The sequence below is a fragment of the Pectobacterium versatile genome (assembly GCF_003932035.1).
Lineage (GTDB): Bacteria > Pseudomonadota > Gammaproteobacteria > Enterobacterales > Enterobacteriaceae > Pectobacterium > Pectobacterium versatile.
The window spans coordinates 3,570,316-3,588,188 of record NZ_CP034276.1 but is presented as its reverse complement, the minus strand read 5'-3'; the positions used below and the strand labels follow the sequence as shown (position 1 = coordinate 3,588,188).

Annotated in this window: 12 protein-coding genes; 8 read left to right on the top strand and 4 right to left on the bottom strand. The window is 53.0% G+C overall.

The annotated features are described in order from the left end of the window. Positions 1-221 precede the first annotated feature (221 nt). From murQ to tadA, 3 genes are all read left to right on the top strand, one after another. On the top strand, positions 222-1,148 hold the full coding sequence (murQ, locus tag EIP93_RS16295) for an N-acetylmuramic acid 6-phosphate etherase (protein WP_103971489.1): 927 nt from the start codon (positions 222-224) through the stop codon (positions 1,146-1,148). A gap of 31 nt (positions 1,149-1,179) precedes the next feature. After that, on the top strand, positions 1,180-1,818 hold the full coding sequence (yfhb, locus tag EIP93_RS16290; protein ID WP_125232978.1) for a phosphatidylglycerophosphatase C: 639 nt from the start codon (positions 1,180-1,182) through the stop codon (positions 1,816-1,818). 66 nt (positions 1,819-1,884) lie between these two features. Next, positions 1,885-2,418, top strand: a complete 534-nt coding sequence (gene tadA, locus EIP93_RS16285; protein WP_103971490.1) for a tRNA adenosine(34) deaminase TadA — start codon at positions 1,885-1,887, stop codon at positions 2,416-2,418. A 17-nt stretch (positions 2,419-2,435) separates the two neighbouring features. Here tadA and mltF read toward each other — a convergent pair whose 3' ends face one another. Further along, positions 2,436-3,944: a membrane-bound lytic murein transglycosylase MltF gene (gene mltF / locus EIP93_RS16280; RefSeq protein ID WP_039508032.1), complete on the bottom strand. Its 1,509-nt coding sequence runs from the start codon at positions 3,942-3,944 to the stop codon at positions 2,436-2,438. A gap of 216 nt (positions 3,945-4,160) precedes the next feature. Between mltF and purL the strand changes: the two genes are divergently transcribed. The 5 genes from purL to glnB all read left to right on the top strand — a co-directional run bounded on the left by purL (position 4,161) and on the right by glnB (position 12,884). Further along, positions 4,161-8,048, top strand: coding sequence for a phosphoribosylformylglycinamidine synthase (gene purL / locus EIP93_RS16275; RefSeq protein ID WP_125232977.1), 3,888 nt, complete (start codon positions 4,161-4,163; stop codon positions 8,046-8,048). A gap of 720 nt (positions 8,049-8,768) precedes the next feature. Next, positions 8,769-10,205: a sensor histidine kinase gene (locus tag EIP93_RS16270; protein ID WP_039475140.1), complete on the top strand. Its 1,437-nt coding sequence runs from the start codon at positions 8,769-8,771 to the stop codon at positions 10,203-10,205. Positions 10,206-10,223: 18 nt separating this feature from the next. After that, positions 10,224-11,075 (top strand): two-component system QseEF-associated lipoprotein QseG, encoded by an 852-nt coding sequence (gene qseG / locus EIP93_RS16265; RefSeq protein WP_125232976.1) that lies wholly within the window; start codon positions 10,224-10,226, stop codon positions 11,073-11,075. Beyond that, positions 11,072-12,409 (top strand): two-component system response regulator GlrR, encoded by a 1,338-nt coding sequence (glrR, locus tag EIP93_RS16260; RefSeq protein ID WP_039360727.1) that lies wholly within the window; start codon positions 11,072-11,074, stop codon positions 12,407-12,409. The genes qseG and glrR overlap by 4 nt, the downstream gene beginning before the upstream one ends. Before the next feature lie 136 nt (positions 12,410-12,545). Next, on the top strand, positions 12,546-12,884 hold the full coding sequence (gene glnB / locus EIP93_RS16255) for a nitrogen regulatory protein P-II (protein WP_005970202.1): 339 nt from the start codon (positions 12,546-12,548) through the stop codon (positions 12,882-12,884). A gap of 325 nt (positions 12,885-13,209) precedes the next feature. Here the strand turns inward: glnB and pemA are convergent, their stop codons facing one another. The 3 genes from pemA to hmpA all read right to left on the bottom strand — a co-directional run bounded on the left by pemA (position 13,210) and on the right by hmpA (position 17,622). Continuing rightward, on the bottom strand, positions 13,210-14,316 hold the full coding sequence (gene pemA, locus EIP93_RS16250; protein ID WP_109224881.1) for a pectinesterase PemA: 1,107 nt from the start codon (positions 14,314-14,316) through the stop codon (positions 13,210-13,212). A gap of 98 nt (positions 14,317-14,414) precedes the next feature. Then, positions 14,415-16,073, bottom strand: a complete 1,659-nt coding sequence (gene paeY, locus EIP93_RS16245; RefSeq protein WP_125232975.1) for a pectin acetylesterase PaeY — start codon at positions 16,071-16,073, stop codon at positions 14,415-14,417. 358 nt (positions 16,074-16,431) lie between these two features. Next, positions 16,432-17,622 (bottom strand): NO-inducible flavohemoprotein, encoded by a 1,191-nt coding sequence (gene hmpA, locus EIP93_RS16240; protein ID WP_125232974.1) that lies wholly within the window; start codon positions 17,620-17,622, stop codon positions 16,432-16,434. Positions 17,623-17,873 lie beyond the last annotated feature (251 nt).

The following is a 17,873-nucleotide window of genomic DNA, read 5'->3' as shown; positions in this document are numbered from 1 at the left end:
ATAGCGTACTTTCATAGGTCTCAAAAGCAGTATATACCCGTCATACTTCAAGATGCATGTGCGTTGGCTTTCCTCGCTCACCCCAGTCACTTACTGGAGTAAGCTCCTGAGATTCTCTGCGTTGCCGCCTTCCTGCAACTCGAATTATTTAGGGTATAGTGGTGAAAATGATTGTTTGTCATAAGCGTGTAGCGCGCTGATATAAAGCATGAGGTAGCTGAATGCGTTCAGATGTGATGGATGGAGAGAATCTTAATTTAGGGAAACTGGTTTCCGAAACGCGCAATCCAGCAACGATGGCGCTGGATCAGCTCTCTACGTTGGAGATGATGCACGCGTTTAATCAGGAAGATCGGAAAGTGCCTGAAGCCATTGCGCTGGTTTTACCCGCGATTGCCGAGGCTGTCGATCTGGCTGCGGCATCGTTGCAGGAAGGTGGGCGGCTGATCTATCTGGGCGCGGGAACCAGCGGCCGTTTGGGCGTGTTGGATGCCTCAGAGTGCCCGCCGACGTTTGGCGTGCCGCACGGGCTGGTTATCGGCCTGATTGCTGGCGGGCCGGGCGCACTACTGAAGGCGGTTGAAGGTGCGGAAGACGATCCCGCACTCGGTGAGGCGGACTTAAAAGCGCTGAATTTAACCGCTGCCGATATGGTTGTCGGCCTTGCGGCATCAGGCCGGACGCCATATGTGATTGGCGCGTTGCGCTATGCGCATGACGTTGGCTGCCGGACGGCGGCGATCTCCTGTAATCCCCATTCTCCCATCGCACAAGAAGCACAGGTGGCGATTTCTCCGGTGGTTGGCCCGGAAGCGTTAACGGGGTCGACACGGTTGAAGTCAGGAACAGCGCAAAAATTGGTCCTAAATATGATTTCTACCGGCGCAATGGTTAAGCTGGGGAAGGTGTACCAGAATTTGATGGTGGATGTGAAGGCAACCAACGTGAAGCTGTTAGACCGGGCTTGCCGCATCGTCGTTGAAGCAACGGGAGCCGAGCGGGAGCAAGCGCAGCAGGCGCTGGTGCAGGCGGATAATGAGGTTAAGCCTGCAATTCTGATGCTTCTGGCTAATATTGACGTGGCAGCGGCGCGTGAGCGTCTGAAGCAGCACAATGGTTATCTGCGTGAGGCGCTAATTGGCGGATAAGATTATCTTGGTGTAAGTCGGGAGAAACGTTTTGAGTGATAAGCGAGAGCAACGCATTGTTTTTTTTGATCTGGATGGCACGTTGCATCAGCAGGACATGTTTGGCAGCTTTTTGCGTTTTTTACTTCGTCGGTTGCCGTTAAATCTCGTTCTGGTTATCCCGCTATTACCGATTATCGGGCTGGGGTTATTGATTCGTGGTCGCGCGGCCCGATGGCCGATGAGCTGGCTGCTGTGGGCGATTACGTTTGGCCGTGATGAAGACGAGCTGGTTCAATTGGAAAAGCAGTTTGTCGGCGCGTTTCGTCATGATGTCATACCGTTTCCGCAGGTTCAGCAGCGGCTGAAAACCTATCTTGAAGACAGCGAGGCGCAGGTCTGGCTGGTGACGGGATCGCCGCAGCGGCTGGTGGAGCAGGTCTATCATGATTCGCCTTTTCTGCCCGGCGTGCGCCTGATGGGAAGCCAGATTACACACCGCTATGGCGGCTGGGTATTAACGTTGCGCTGTCTGGGACATGAAAAAGTGACGCAGATGGAGCAGCGTCTGGGCGCGCCGCTCAAGCTCTACAGCGGTTACAGCGACAGCAAACAGGACAATCCGCTGCTCTATTTCTGCGAACACCGCTGGCGAGTCACCCCCGAAGGTAGCCTGCAACAGCTGGAATGATTTTTTCACCCTTTCACCTGATTTTTTCATCTCTTCATATAGGTATAATGCGCCGCCAAAATATGAATGTTCGAGAGAGGAAACGTGGTTAGCCTGCGTAACGATGAATACTGGATGCGCTATGCATTAACGCTGGCTCAGCGTGCTCAGGATGAAGGCGAAGTACCGGTTGGAGCGGTGCTGGTGCTGGATAATGAAGCGATCGGCGAGGGGTGGAACCGGCCGATTGGGCATCACGATCCTACCGCGCATGCTGAGATTATGGCACTACGGCAGGGAGGGCAGGTGTTGCAGAACTACCGCCTGCTGGAGACAACGCTGTATGTCACGCTGGAGCCGTGCATCATGTGTGCGGGTGCGATGATACACAGCCGTATTGGCCGTTTGGTTTACGGTGCATCAGATGAGAAAACGGGGGCCGCGGGCTCGCTAGTGGACATTCTGCGCCACCCCGGCATGAATCATCAGATCGTGATTGAATCGGGCATTCTGGCTGATGAATGTTCTGCAACGCTCAGCGCGTTCTTCCGTCTGCGCCGTGAACAGCATAAAGCCCGGCGTGCCGCAGAAAAAAGCGAGAAAAACACTGCGCAGGAGTAGCGGCGTTTTATGCAGGTTTATTCCGGCACCTTATTGATAGGAACCGCCGGATAGCCTTGTGCGATCTGGGTTTGTTGCTGCGCTTTGGTTTCTTTTTCTATCAGATAACCTTCCAGACTCACCATATAACGCCGAATGTTTTCCACGTAGTTATAGGCTTCATGTCCGCGCGCGTAGCCGTAGGTGGTTTGAGTGTAATAGCGCTTTTGGCTCAGCATCGGCAGGCGCATTTTCACATCGACCCAGCTGTCGGGGTTACCCTTCTGTTTTTCGGTCAATTTACGCGCATCAAGCAGATGGGCGTATCCCATGTTGTAGGAGGCCAGCGCAAACCAGATTTTTTCATCTTCCGGGATGGTGTCCGGCATTTTCTGCATCATGTGCGACATATATTGCGCGCCGCCGCGAATACTTTGCTCTGGGTCGACCCGATCGGTGACGTTAAGACTTTCTGCCGTGTTACGCGTCAGCATCATCAGCCCGCGCACGCCGGTAGGGGAAGTCGCCAGCGGGTTCCAGTGTGATTCCTGATAGGAGATGGCGGCCAGCAGCTTCCAGTCGATATCGGTGGCGTATTTTTCAAACAGCGGGCGCAGATCTGGCAGCGTTTCATCAATCGCACTCAAGAACGTGGTGGTATCGACATAGTCAAATTCGCCAACATGGCCGAGGTACTTCTCCTCCAGACGTGCGAGTGTCCCGTCTTCGACAATCTGGCTGAAGAAATCCAGCAGCGCGGCGGACAGGCTGTCATCGTGTGAGCGTCGCATATACCAGGTAACAGGTTCTTCGTCGCTGAGATCGAAGGCGACAGCGAGCTGCGGATGAATTCGCTGCATTAAGCCGATGGTGACCGAATCACCCAACGTATAGTCCAGTTTGCCGTCGGCAACCTGCTTCAGTAAGTCCTGCGTGCTCTGATCGGAAGCCGACTCCCAGCTTAGCTGCGGGTATTTTTCTGCTTTTAGATCGCGCAGGGTAGCAGCATGGGCTGAACCCGACGTCACGACGAGGCGGCCTTGCAGTTTATCCAGCGTTTTTGGGCGAGGTGAACCGAGGCGGTACACCATCTGTTGTGAAATGGAATAGTAGGTTGGGCCGGCACGGAAGCGTTCCAGACGCTCGTGGTTGTAGATCAGCCCGGCAGCCAGCAGGTCTGCATCGTCACCGTCCAGATCGTCGAACAGTTCGTCAAGGTTCTTGCGTGACGAGACCACCAGCTTGACGCCGAGGTAATCGGCGAACCGTTTTGCCAGTTCATAGTCCAGACCTGTCGGGGATCCGTTGCTCATTGCATAAGTCAGCGGTGAGTTGACCGTGCTGATACGCAACTCACCGCGTGAGAGGATCTGCCTGAGCTGTACATCCTGACTACTGCGCCAGGGAATACTAGGCCATAGCGCTAACGCCAGCAGTAACGTGATAATCCCGATGAAAAAATAATTTAATTTTAACGGCTTCAAATAGTTATCTCTCGGCGGCCGTGTGGCCAGGCTGTCTGTAACGGCAGTTTTTTTATACGTCATTTCCCAGAGTGGGGGCATTTTGCTTAACAAAGCGCCAGTGTGCAACTTTTATTGATTTGGTCACCGATTAATCATTCGCCGGACGCGAAGTGAAATTATCGCCACGCAAACGGTTTCGTCCGAGGGAAGGATTCTCTATAATATGCGCGTTTCCCCCCTGTTGTGCCCAATGGCTGTATCGCAGCCAGTGCATCGAAGACGAGAGAACTTTAGATTATGGAAATACTGCGTGGTTCACCTGCTTTATCGGCTTTTCGTATTAATAAATTGCTGGTCCGTTGCAAAGAGCACGTTTTGCCGGTCAGCGATATCTATGCTGAATACGTACATTTCGCCGATGTCAGCGCCCCGCTGAACAACGATGAACAGGCCAAACTGACACGTTTGCTGAAGTATGGTCCTTCTCTCGCGGAGCACGAGCCGCAAGGCCATCTGTTACTGGTCACGCCGCGTCCCGGCACGATTTCACCGTGGTCTTCCAAAGCAACGGATATCGCCCATAACTGTGGATTAAGCAAAGTACTGCGTCTGGAACGCGGTCTGGCTTTCTATATTCATGCGCCGACGCTGAGCGATGAACAGTGGCAGCAACTGGGGGCACTGCTACATGACCGGATGATGGAAAGCGTATTTAGCGACCTGAAACAGGCCGAAGCGCTGTTCTCTCATCATCAACCTGCACCTTTCAAGCGCATCGAAATTCTGCTGCAAGGGCGTCAGGCACTGGAAGAGGCGAACGTCCGTCTGGGGCTGGCATTGGCAGAAGATGAAATTGATTATCTGCTGGAAGCCTTCACCAAACTGGGCCGTAATCCAACCGATATTGAACTGTATATGTTCGCACAGGCGAACTCTGAGCACTGCCGGCACAAGATTTTCAATGCTGATTGGGTGATTGACGGCGTCACTCAGCCGAAGTCACTGTTCAAAATGATCAAAAATACCTTTGAACACACGCCCGATCATGTTCTCTCTGCCTATAAAGATAACGCCGCCGTTATGGAAGGCTCCGCCGTCGGCCGTTTCTATACCGATACCAACGGACAATATGATTACCATCAGGAAGACGCTCATATCCTGATGAAGGTTGAAACGCATAACCACCCAACCGCCATTTCACCGTGGCCGGGCGCAGCAACAGGATCCGGTGGTGAAATCCGTGATGAAGGCGCGACAGGCCGTGGTTCCAAACCGAAAGCGGGTCTGGTGGGCTTCTCTGTATCGAACCTGCGCATTCCTGGCTTTGTCCAGCCGTGGGAAGAAGAAGAGTTCGGTAAGCCAGAGCGTATTGTTAGTGCGCTGGATATCATGACCGAAGGCCCATTGGGCGGCGCGGCATTCAACAACGAATTCGGTCGTCCTGCACTGACGGGCTATTTCCGTACTTATGAAGAGCGCGTTGATAGCCACAATGGCACAGAGCTGCGCGGCTACCATAAACCGATCATGCTGGCGGGCGGTATTGGTAACATCCGCGCCGATCACGTCCAAAAAGGCGAAATTATCGTCGGTGCCAAACTGATTGTACTGGGCGGACCGTCCATGAATATCGGTCTGGGTGGCGGTGCAGCTTCTTCTATGGCATCGGGTCAGTCTGATGCGGATCTGGATTTTGCTTCTGTACAGCGCGATAACCCGGAAATGGAACGTCGCTGTCAGGAAGTGATCGACCGCTGCTGGCAATTGGGTGAAGCCAACCCGATTCTGTTTATCCACGATGTTGGCGCCGGCGGTCTGTCCAACGCCATGCCGGAACTGGTGAGCGACGGTGGTCGCGGTGGTCGCTTTGAACTGCGCGATATTCTGAACGACGAACCGGGCATGAGCCCGCTGGAAGTCTGGTGTAACGAATCGCAAGAGCGCTATGTTCTGGCCGTTGCGCCAGAGCAGTTGGCACAGTTTGATGAAATTTGCCGCCGTGAACGTGCGCCTTATGCGGTGATTGGTGAGGCGACGGAAGAACTGCATCTGACGATGAACGATCGTCACTTCAACAACCAACCTATCGACTTACCGCTGGATGTGCTGCTGGGCAAAACGCCGAAGATGCTGCGTGACGTTGAGCGCAAGCAGGTTGAAGGTACGCCGCTACAGCGTGATGAAATCTATCTGGCTGAAGCGGTCGAGCGCGTGCTGCATTTGCCTGTTGTCGCCGAAAAAACCTTCCTGATCACCATTGGTGACCGCTCTGTTACCGGTATGGTGGCACGCGATCAGATGGTCGGTCCGTGGCAGGTGCCAGTGGCTGACTGTGCAGTGACCACCGCCAGCCTTGACAGCTATTACGGCGAGGCGATGTCTATCGGTGAACGTGCGCCCGTTGCGCTGCGTAACTTTGCGGCCTCCGCACGTTTGGCCGTGGGCGAGGCGCTGACGAACATTGCTGCCACGCATATCGGCCCGCTGACTCGCGTGAAGCTGTCTGCGAACTGGATGGCAGCAGCAGGGCACCCGGGCGAAGATGCCGGGCTGTACGATGCGGTGAAAGCCGTGGGTGAAGAACTGTGCCCTGCGCTGGGTCTGACGATTCCGGTGGGTAAAGACTCTATGTCGATGAAAACCCGCTGGCAGGAAGAGGGCGAAGATCGCGCGGTAACCTCGCCGATGTCGTTGGTGATTTCTGCGTTTGCCCGCGTGGAAGACGTGCGTAACACGGTAACGCCACAGCTGCGTACCGGACAGGATAATGCGCTGCTGCTCATCGATCTGGGTGCTGGTAATAAAGCACTGGGCGCGACAGCGCTGGCGCAGGTTTATCGTCAGTTGGGTCGTAAGACGGCAGATGTTCATAGCCCAGAGCAACTGGCAGGCTTCTTTAACGCCATACAGCAACTGGTCGCGGACAAAGCGCTTTTGGCCTACCACGACCGTTCTGACGGTGGCCTGCTGGTTACGCTGGCAGAAATGGCGTTTGCTGGCCATTGCGGTGTGACTGTTGATATCGCGTCTCAGGGTGAAGATACGCTGGCGACGCTGTTTAACGAAGAGCTTGGCGCAGTCATTCAGATTCCTGCTGCCCGTCGTGCGGAAGTGGAAGCGGTTCTGGCGCTGCACGGTTTGGCGGACTGTGCGCATTACCTCGGTCATGCTGAAGAAGGCACGCGTTTCACCATTAATCAGGGTGCAAAAGCCGTCTATCAGGAAAGCCGTTCAACGCTGCGTCGCTGGTGGGCTGAAACCAGCTGGCAGATGCAGCGCCTGCGTGATAACCCGCAGTGTGCCGATCAGGAACACATCGCCAGACAGGATGATAACGATCCTGGCCTGAACGTGTCTCTGACCTTCGAGCCGCAGGAAGATATCGCCGCACCTTATATCGCTAAGAATGTCCGCCCTAAAGTGGCAGTCCTGCGTGAGCAGGGTGTGAACTCTCACGTAGAAATGGCGGCGGCGTTCCACCGTGCAGGCTTTGATGCCATCGACATCCATATGAGTGACCTGCTGGCAAATCGCCGTAACTTGCAGGATTTCCAGGCGCTGGTGGCGTGTGGCGGCTTCTCTTATGGTGACGTGCTGGGCGCGGGTGAAGGTTGGGCTAAATCTATTCTGTTCAACTCTCGCGTGCGTGATGAATTCGCTGAATTCTTCCTGCGTCCACAGACGCTGGCGCTGGGCGTGTGTAACGGCTGCCAGATGATGTCTAACCTGCGTGAACTGATTCCGGGTGCCGATCTCTGGCCGCGTTTTGTCCGCAATAAATCCGATCGCTTTGAAGCGCGCTTCAGCCTGGTCGAAGTGGAGAAAAGCCCGTCGCTGTTCATGAATGACATGGCAGGATCGCGCATGCCGATTGCGGTTTCACACGGTGAAGGGCAAGTTGAAGTCCGCGATGGTGCGCATCTGGCGGCGATTGAAGAGCACGGTCTGGTGGCGCTGCGTTATATCAACCACTACGGTCAGGTAACCGAGAACTATCCGGCTAACCCGAATGGCTCGCCAAACGGTATTACGGCAGTAACCAGCACCAGCGGCCGGGCAACCGTCATGATGCCGCACCCTGAGCGTGTGTTCCGTACCGTCAGTAACTCCTGGCACCCAGAAGAATGGGGCGAGGATGGTCCGTGGATGCGTATGTTCCGCAATGCGCGTAGACAGCTGGGCTAAGTTAAGGTCAGTGAGAGAAAGGGGCTTCGGCCCCTTTTTTACGCCTGCTTTCTCAGTTTGTCGTTTTTTTGCGACGGACAGGCTTTTTACTGTCTCTAATTAGTGACATTTAACTGTTTGATTTATATGAGTGGTGTGATGACGTCATAAAGCTGTCTGTTTTTAGCGACATAAATCGTCTTTTTGGCGTGTATTTTCGTTATTCGTACTCTGAATTATGTATTTCCTGGTGATCTTTAAATTAAAAAGCATTAGTAATCAGTGTATTGATTTGAATTTTTCAAACTTGGCATGCTAAGTGCATTTTAGTTGGAGTTGCTCATTCAACTGGTTATGATTGCGTTGCTGACTGGCAAATATTTTCGCTCATAACATCTGGAATGATGCCAAAAGAAAGGGTGCCTATCGTCCACCAGACCGATAACCGGGCGTGAAAACGAACGTTATCAAGCATCGGGCGACACGTTGAGTGAGGCACCGCCTATTCAGTTACGCGGCCAGAGGGAGCGATTCTTCTGGCCGCGTGACGTTTCATACCCGCCACCTCCCCCAGAGAATCCCCCTGATTGATTTTTACGGCGCTACTTTTTACGACGTTACTTTTTACGTCGTTACATGGGTATTCATGCCGTATTGCGAAGCGTTGCGCATGTCGTAAGGGAAAACGTTGAAGTTTTATAAGACTCAGTTAGCATCAGAGCGGATTCGATAGGTAACGAGATGATTTCTTTGAAACGATGGCGTTTATTCCCGCGTTCCCTGCGGCAATTAGTAATTATGGCGTTCTTGCTGGTGTTGCTGCCGCTGTTGGTGCTGGCCTATCAGGCTTATCAAAGCCTGAACATGCTGAGCGAACAGGCTGCGGAGATTAACCGGACAACGCTGACGGATGCCCGCCGCAGTGAGGCAATGACCAGCGTCGCGCTGGCGATGGAGCGTAGCTACCGGCAATACTGCGTATTGGACGATCAGACGCTGGCAACGCTCTATCAGAACCAACGTAAACAGTATTTGCAAATGCTGGATTCTCATGCGCAGGTACTGCCCGATCCCCGCTATTACCAGACGTTACGTCAACTCCTTACTCAGCTCGGCGAAATTCGCTGCCATAACAGCGGCCCGGAACAAACGGCGTCCAGCCTGCTGGAAGGATTCTCCCGTGCCAACGGACAAATGGTACAGGTAACGCGCGACGTCGTTTTCTCCCGCGGGCAACAGCTCCAGCAGGCTATTTCTGAACGCGGCCAGTTCTTTGGCTGGCAGGCGCTGCTCTTGTTTCTGGTCAGCGTGCTGTTGGTGGTTCTCTTTACTCGGATGATTATCGGCCCCGTTAATGGCGTCGAGCGAATGATTAATCGCCTTGGGGAAGGGCGATCGTTGGGTAACACCAGCACGTTTAAAGGGCCGCGTGAGATCCGGACGCTGGCGCAGCGCATTATCTGGCTGAGCGAGCGTCTGTCCTGGCTCGAATCACAGCGACATGAGTTTTTACGCCATATCTCCCACGAACTGAAAACACCGCTGGCTAGCCTGCGGGAAGGCACCGAATTGCTGGCCGATGAGGTGGTCGGTCCGCTGACTGCCGATCAGAAAGAGGTGGTCACTATTCTTGATAGCAGCAGCCGCCATCTGCTACAGCTGATCGATCAACTGTTGGACTATAATCGCAAGCTGGCGGATACGCCGACCGAGCTGGAGCGGGTGGAAATCGAAGAAATCGTCGATATTGTCGTGGCCTCTCACAGCTTGCCTGCCCGCGCCAAAATGATTCATACCGATGTGACGCTGGCCGTTGAGCACTGTTGGGCGGAGACAACGCTGTTGATGCGAGTGATCGATAATCTCTATTCCAATGCGGTGCACTACGGTAAGGAATCCGGTAACATTTGGATTTATAGCCGTCAGATTGGCAATCGTGTTCAGATTGATGTCGCCAACAATGGTACGCCAATTCCCGATGCCGAGCGGAGCATGATTTTTGAGCCCTTTTATCAGGGAAGCCATCAGCGCCGTGGTGCCGTCAAGGGAAGTGGGCTGGGGTTGAGCATCGCGCGTGATTGCATTCGCCGTATGCGTGGTGAGCTTAGCCTAATTACCGTGGACTATGCTGATGTGTGTTTCCGCATCGAGCTGCCCTTATTGTCCGATAACGAATAGTCCGAGAATGAATAAATAATGAATGCAGGGTTTATGAAGGGATGGCTTGCGAATAGCGTATTTTCCCGCCTTTTGACGGCGGCGATTGTGTCGTCGCCACTCGTTTTGGCTGCGTGTAATAGCCATGTGAGCAGCGGCACGGCGTTGCTTGAGGCAGAGGCTACACCGCCGAAAGAGCAGGTTGCCGATTTCCGTATCGCGCAATGTGAGCATCTGTGGCAAATAGACGATCGTGAATCCATGAACAACGCGCTTTATTGGCTGCGGGCGATGGACTGTGCCGGGCGTTTGACCCAGTTCCAGGCCCGTGAGGAAGCCGGGCAGGTTGCGGGAGATAGCTGGGACAGCGTGTTTAAGCAGGGCATCCTGCTGGATAACGCTGGTATTACTCAGGCTGAGCGCCGTCAGGTGCTGGAACAGATCAATTTATACCGTCTGGCTTTCCCTGCGGCGCTGCGCCCGCTGATGCAAACCTGGCGTGACAGACAAACGCTGTTTCTGGCGCTATCAGATGAGCGCCTGCGTTATAAGCGCTTGCAAGAATCCAGTGACAAACAGCTAGACGCCCTGCGTGTGCAGCAAAGCCACCTGCAATATCAGTTAGAAACGACCACGCAGAAACTGGAAAATTTGACGGATATTGAGCGTCAACTGTCGTCTCGTAAGCAACTGTCGGGGGAAATGCCGGATAGCGACGGCGATCGTCGCGGTAGTTCCGGTGCGAATAGCGGTAGCGGAAACAAAGACGGTTCGCGCAATTCGGCAACGAAATCCAGAAATGAGCCAGTTGATGCGGATGACACCTATACGCCGCCGGTGGAATCACATACGGACAACGCGACGAGGAAGAAGGAGTCAACAAGACAATGACAGCCCGAAAAACGGCGAGTTTGTTGCTCGTGGATGACGACCCCAGCCTGCTGAAACTGTTGGGTATGCGTCTGACCAGTGAAGGATTTAGCGTGATGACGGCGGAGAGCGGCCAAGAGGCGCTACGGCTGTTAACGCGCGAGACGTTCGATTTGGTGATCAGCGATCTCCGAATGGACGAAATGGATGGCATGGCGCTGTTTTCCGAAATTCAGCGCTATCAGCCGGGGATGCCGGTGATCATTTTAACCGCTCACGGCTCCATTCCCGATGCGGTTGCGGCTACGCAGCAGGGCGTATTTAGCTTTCTGACGAAGCCCGTCGACCGTGATGCGCTCTACAAAGCGATAGACGAAGCGTTGGCATTGTCCGCTCCTGCGGGCGATGAAAGCTGGCGTGAAACCATCGTGACGCGCAGCCCCATTATGCTGCGTTTGCTGGAGCAGGCCAGAATGGTCGCGCAGTCGGACGTCAGCGTGCTGATTAATGGTCAGAGCGGGACCGGGAAAGAGGTGCTGGCTCAGGCGATTCATGCGGCAAGCCCGCGTGCGAAGAAAGCCTTTATTGCGATTAACTGCGGCGCGCTGCCGGAGCCATTGCTGGAATCGGAGCTGTTCGGCCATGCGAAAGGGGCTTTTACCGGTGCGGTCAGCAGCCGTGAAGGGCTTTTTCAGGCGGCGGAAGGTGGCACGCTGTTTTTAGATGAAATCGGCGATATGCCGTTGTCTTTACAGGTTAAGCTGCTGCGCGTTCTGCAGGAACGAAAAGTCCGCCCGCTGGGTAGCAACCGCGATTTGGACATTGATGTGCGGATTATTTCCGCCACGCACCGTGATTTGCCGAAGGCGATGGAGAAGAACGAATTTCGTGAAGATCTCTATTATCGGCTCAATGTGGTGAATATGAAGCTGCCAGCGCTGCATGAACGTGCTGAAGATATCCCAATGCTGGCAAACCATCTGCTGCGTGAATCCGCCAATCGCCATAAGCCTTTTGTTCGCACCTTCTCAACCGATGCGATGAAGCGCTTGATGACGGCAAGCTGGCCGGGTAACGTGCGTCAATTGGTGAATGTCATCGAACAGTGTGTGGCGCTGACCAGCGCGCCGGTGATCAGCGATGCGTTGGTTGAACAAGCGTTGGAAGGTGAAAACACGGCGCTGCCAACGTTTGTTGAAGCACGTCATCAGTTTGAGCTTAACTATTTGCGAAAACTATTACAGATCGCAAAGGGTAACGTGACGCAGGCCGCGCGAATGGCTGGGCGTAACCGAACGGAATTTTATAAACTGTTGGGCCGCCATGAGCTGGATGCCAACGATTTTAAAGACTAGCGCAGAGAGAGCGGGTAGCACGCCTGCCGCGTGATGCCGGGTGGATATGGATGGATTGTCCGCCTGAGTTCTGACATGCTGTTCACTTGCTGATGCTCGGCTTTGGCCGCAACATAGATAACACAAAGGTTCCTCCATGAAGAAAATTGATGCGATTATTAAGCCGTTCAAACTGGACGATGTACGTGAAGCGTTAGCTGAAGTGGGCATCACAGGGATGACGGTAACGGAAGTTAAAGGCTTTGGTCGTCAGAAAGGCCACACCGAGCTGTATCGTGGCGCAGAATACATGGTCGATTTTCTGCCAAAAGTAAAAATCGAAATTGTTGTGTCAGATGACATCGTCGACACCTGTGTGGAAACCATCACGCAGACCGCGCAGACGGGTAAAATCGGCGACGGTAAAATCTTTGTCTTTGATGTGGCACGCGTTGTCCGTATCCGTACCGGCGAAGAAGACGAAGAAGCGATTTAATCGTTTCGCCAGTATCGCTCTATACTCTAAATAATTCGAGTTTCAGGACAAAACGTTAACGTTTTGAATAATGCGAAGCGTTAGCCCTTTAGGGCGGTGCTCATTTATGAGCATCGTAACGCGGCAAGAGAAGGAATCCCGATGAGCTTACTCAGGTAAGTGATTCGGGTGACAAATCTGCCGGGAGCAGATTTGAACGCTGCTTTCAGCGGCCCTTTAGGGCGAGGCCCACGACGGGCCGAGTATTTGAACGAAGCCAACGCACATGCAACTTGAAATATGACGAGTATAGAAGCCAGCCTGATGAGGGCTGGCTTCTCCACACTTACTTCCCTTTAGGCGCAGTGGGAACCCAACCCGCCAACACCTTGTCTGCCGTATATTCTGCGGCTTCCGCGTTGCTTAGCTGACGGCGCTGATCGTTTTTCTCTGCACCTGCGCCTTTGGATTTATACTCGAAAAAGCGTGAATCCTGTGGATAGAACCAGATTGTCGCACCTTGTTTATCTTTACCGGACATTTTGTCCCAGCCATAGATGTGATCATCCATGCTGGTGTTCAGGAACACCGTTTGCCCGATGGCGTTAGGGTTGGCATAACGTCCATCTGGAAAGGTCGTTGTTGGGTGCCAAGGTCGACCCAGGCCATAACTTTTCGCGGGGACGCCTTTCTCTTTAATCACCCGGCTATTGGTGATGACCAATCCATATTTTTGCTTAATATCCGTGCTGGGTGCGGTGAGATAGCCAAGCGGCTGACCTTTCACGTCGGTACGGTTACGTGAGACGATGTCGCAATTGTCAAATAATGCAGTGCCGTCGCCAAAGATGAAGTCAACGGTGCCGCTGATTCGACATTGTGAGAAGAAGCTGCGTCCGCTTTTCACATATAACGTGTCCTGATACCCGACCAGGCTGACATCATGAAACCACGCACGATCGCTATTTTCGGCAACCAGCAGCGCAACGGCCTGCGAGTCTTTTAGTTTGGTCGGATCGTCGCTGGCTTTAGCCTGATTGGCGGGGTAATCGAAATCATTACGGATGGTCAGCGAACGGGCACTGAAATCAGGCGCATCGACTTTCACCGTGTTGCTGCCGTAAGTTCCCCATTTGCTGCCATCGGGTTTGAGCGTCCCTGCTGCGGTGGTCGCGGTGATCACAGTGCCGTTACGGCTTTCGCCCTTTAGATGAATGTTGGGGCGCGTAATCGTCAGGCGCTCATGATAGACGCCATTTTTCACATAGATAACAAATGGCGAGCTGTCTGCCGGGGCGCTGGCAATCGCTTCAGTAATGGTTTTGTAGGCTTTGGCGTCCCCTGAGCTGGCGGAAACCAATGCATTGTAGTCGGCTGCCTGTGCTAGTGATAAAGGGGCGGAAATTAGCATGGCTAAGGTCAGCGTCTTGCAGAGGTGTGAAGTGTCTATCATGTCCATAGTCCTTTAATTGGTATAGGGAAGGGTACATAACGCGCGGCGGTGAAGTACACCGCGCGCGATTCGGTCTTATCGTTTTACCTGACTGATAACTACTTGTGTTTGCTGGCCGTTTTTTCTGCCAGCGACGCTAAAGCGGGTTCCTGCCGAATGGCATCAGCGACAATCCCTGCCACGGCGATAGCGCCTTTTTTCTGAAAATGGGTGGTATCTGGTTTGCTCAGGCTACCCGCCTGATCGCGATAAAAAGGGTATTGCTTAGGATCGATCACCAGCCAGTACTGTTTCCAGTGGTCGCTGTTGCCCTGATTCGCCAGCGCGATAGTGGCTGGCTCAACGTCCAGCAAAATCACCTTGTTATCTGCTGCCGTATTCTTGATGGTCTGGCTGTAATCGCCGATAAACGCGTAGCCGTTATCTGCATTTTGCTTGGTGAAGTGGCTATGTACGGCAGGCGTGCCATCTTTGCCTTCAGCTGTTTTCACTCGGGTGGTCGGGGTAAGCAGAACCGGTGTGAGTTTGTGCTGGCGGGCAAAAGTGATGTAGCGCTCCAGCGATGTCTGGAACGACATATCGGCTTTCCCCTGCGGGGCCTGTTTTTTCCCTGCCGCATCGTTCGGGTAAGTACAGAGGTTAGCGACATCGGCTGGGCCACGTACCGCCTTCGCCCCGTTGCAGTTTTGATCGTTATGTCCCATTTGGATAAACAGGAAATCACCTTCCTTCATCAGCGGCTGCATCTGGCGGAACCAGCCTTCGTAGAAATAGTCGCGTGAGCTACGGCCTGAACGTGCGCCATTGACGACTTTTACGCCGCTATTTTTACTGAACTGTTGTTCAAAAACCTGTCCCCAACCCATACGTGGGAAGCGCCCCTTTTCATAGGTGGCTGCAGTTGAGTCGCCGACGATAAAGATTCGAGTTTGTGCTTTCTTAATCGCATCCAGATTCTGACGTGCAGCGCGATAATCCAGCGGTTCATAGTCGCCTTTGTCGTTCAGGCCAACAATCGGGTGAAATGCGCTGTCAGTCAGCACGGTGTGGCCGGAGTAACCCGTATTGTTGTGATAATTGCGGTTGTGGTTAATGACGCTGACGATTTTGGTGACCGCATCCTGCTGAGTCGCGGGGTAAGTCAGAGGATCGAAACTCTTAGGCGCACTGACGCCTACCTGCTTTAGCGCGTCATTAAAGCCTGCATGAAAATCAGCGTAGGCTTTTTTCCATGCTGCGGCGTCCAGTTTCGGTGATGCCGTATCGTCTGTTAGCTGCTGTGGACCAATGTAGCCTGCTGTTACCGCGATATCGGAAGTAATGCGGTCAGTCAGCGGGTTGATATTGGCAATATTCTCTTTACCGTCATGCAATGATGGGGCGACAGCGGACAGGCAGATTGCACGGGAGATATTATTCAGCAGACAGTTATTGCCGCCAGATTCGACGGCTAAAAGACGTAATGGCGGTGTGAGACCAGAGATATCAAGGTGATATTTTCCTTGCTCATCGGTCTGTGTCTGCCGTTTCTGGCCCTGTTGGTCTCTGATAATGATGGTGGCAGGCAGATGAATATCCCGTACCGTGACATGACCGGATAAGCCGGTTTTTTCACCCAGCGTTGAACCTGGCAGTAAGTTAACACTGTCCGACGCGGCGGTCTGGTGTGCCGCGGCGGGCGTTTTAGCGTGTACCAGTGTGAAAGGGGCGGAAAGTATCAGGGCTAAAGCTACACTTTCTGAAAAACGTTTTGCCATGGTCAGACATATCCCTTGTTGGTTAGTCGAAAACGGTTAATGAACCCAGGCGTTATCAAAGAAAGGTCGCTGTTTTTTATCGCTCTTGTCACGGCCTTTAGAGAGAACGTCGGGCTTTTATTGTGCACCCAAGCTGATGCCTAAACGAGGTCTCTTTGATGAAATAACTATTCATTAAAAGTGAAATGTTATTTTAATAATGTCTTATTTTTTGTGACCCACCTCTTTTTTAGCGGAGCACTGTCGTATTGGCATAGAGATTTGTGATCAATAAGGTGTTTTACAGGCGGTGGCTTTCTGAAAGATGAAAAAAAGGCCGCAAAAGCGACCTTTGGGTTTGATCCGTTATCAATGAGGGTTAGACAACTTTATGCGGACCAAAACATTCGTAATGCAACTGCTCAGCGGGGATGCCCATAGCCAGCAACTGCTGTGCGATAAACTGCATGAAAACCACAGGGCCGCACAGGTAATAGTGCATATCAGGCGTGGTTAATTCCGCTTTTAACGAGGCCAACTGCATCAGCCCGCTGTGATGATAATCTTCGCCCGGACGATCGGCCTGCTGCGGTTCGCGATACCAAATATGATGCTGGAACTGTGGTAGTGATTGGCCTGTTTGTTCGATTTCATCCGCAAATGCATGCGCTGTGCCGTTTTCTGCCGCATGCAGCCATAGTACCTTCGCCTGATGACTTTGCTGTTTGAGCGTATGCAGCATGCCCAGCATCGGGGTTTGCCCCACGCCGCCAGAAATCAGGGCAACGGGTGTGTCGGTTGGGATATCAAGGAAGAAATCGCCATGTGGAGCCGCCAGATGAATGATATCGCCTTCGCGAGCGGTATCATGCAGATAGCCGGAAACGGTACCTTGTGCTTCGCGTTTAACCGCAATTCGGTAGGACTTTCCATTCGGCGCATGAGTCAGAGAGTATTGGCGAATCTCCTGATTGGCAAAACTGTCATGCTTGATGTAAACCGCCAGATATTGGCCCGGCTGAAAATCAGCAATAGGCTGGCCGTCGGTGGGTTCCAAAGTGAAGCTGGTAATCACCGAGCTTTGCGGCTGCTTGTTCACAATACGGAAAGGTCGCACACCGCTCCAGCCGCCGTTTTTTGCTTCGGTGCTGCGGTAGATATCGCCTTCGCGCTGAATGAAGACATTTGCCAGCACGCCATAGGCTTTACCCCAGGCATCCAGTACTTCTTGCCCTGGGCTAAACAGTTCATCCAGCGTGGCCAATAAGTGATTACCCACGATCTGATACTGATCGGCCTGAATGTTAAAGCTAGCGTGCTTCTGGGCGATGCGCTCAACCGCAGGCAGCAGCGCGGCCAGGTTTTCAATATTCGTTGCATAAGCACAAATGGCATTGAACAGCGCTTCACGCTGATCGCCATTGCGCTGGTTGCTCATGTTAAAAATATCTTTGAGCTCAGGGTTATGCGTAAACATGCGATCGTAAAAATGTGCGGTCAGTTTTGGACCGGTTTCTGCCAGCAGAGGAATGGTTGACTTAACGATGGCGATAGTTTGGTTATCCAGCATGGTGACTCCTTATTTATTGGTATGACTTATAAGTTGTATTTTATATGCATCTTATTGGGTTTGTCCGCTGCTGTAAATTACCTTTTTGGTGGTAGGGGTTTTTAGGCGGAGCCAAACGGAATAACATGAAGAAATAGCAGGTTGAGAATGAAGAAAAATCCGTTTACCACTGCGCAACAGATGTTTGCTGAAGCCTTGTGCTGCCTGTAGCTAATCGTTTGCGTAAAAACCTCTGTCAAGACCTATCTTCA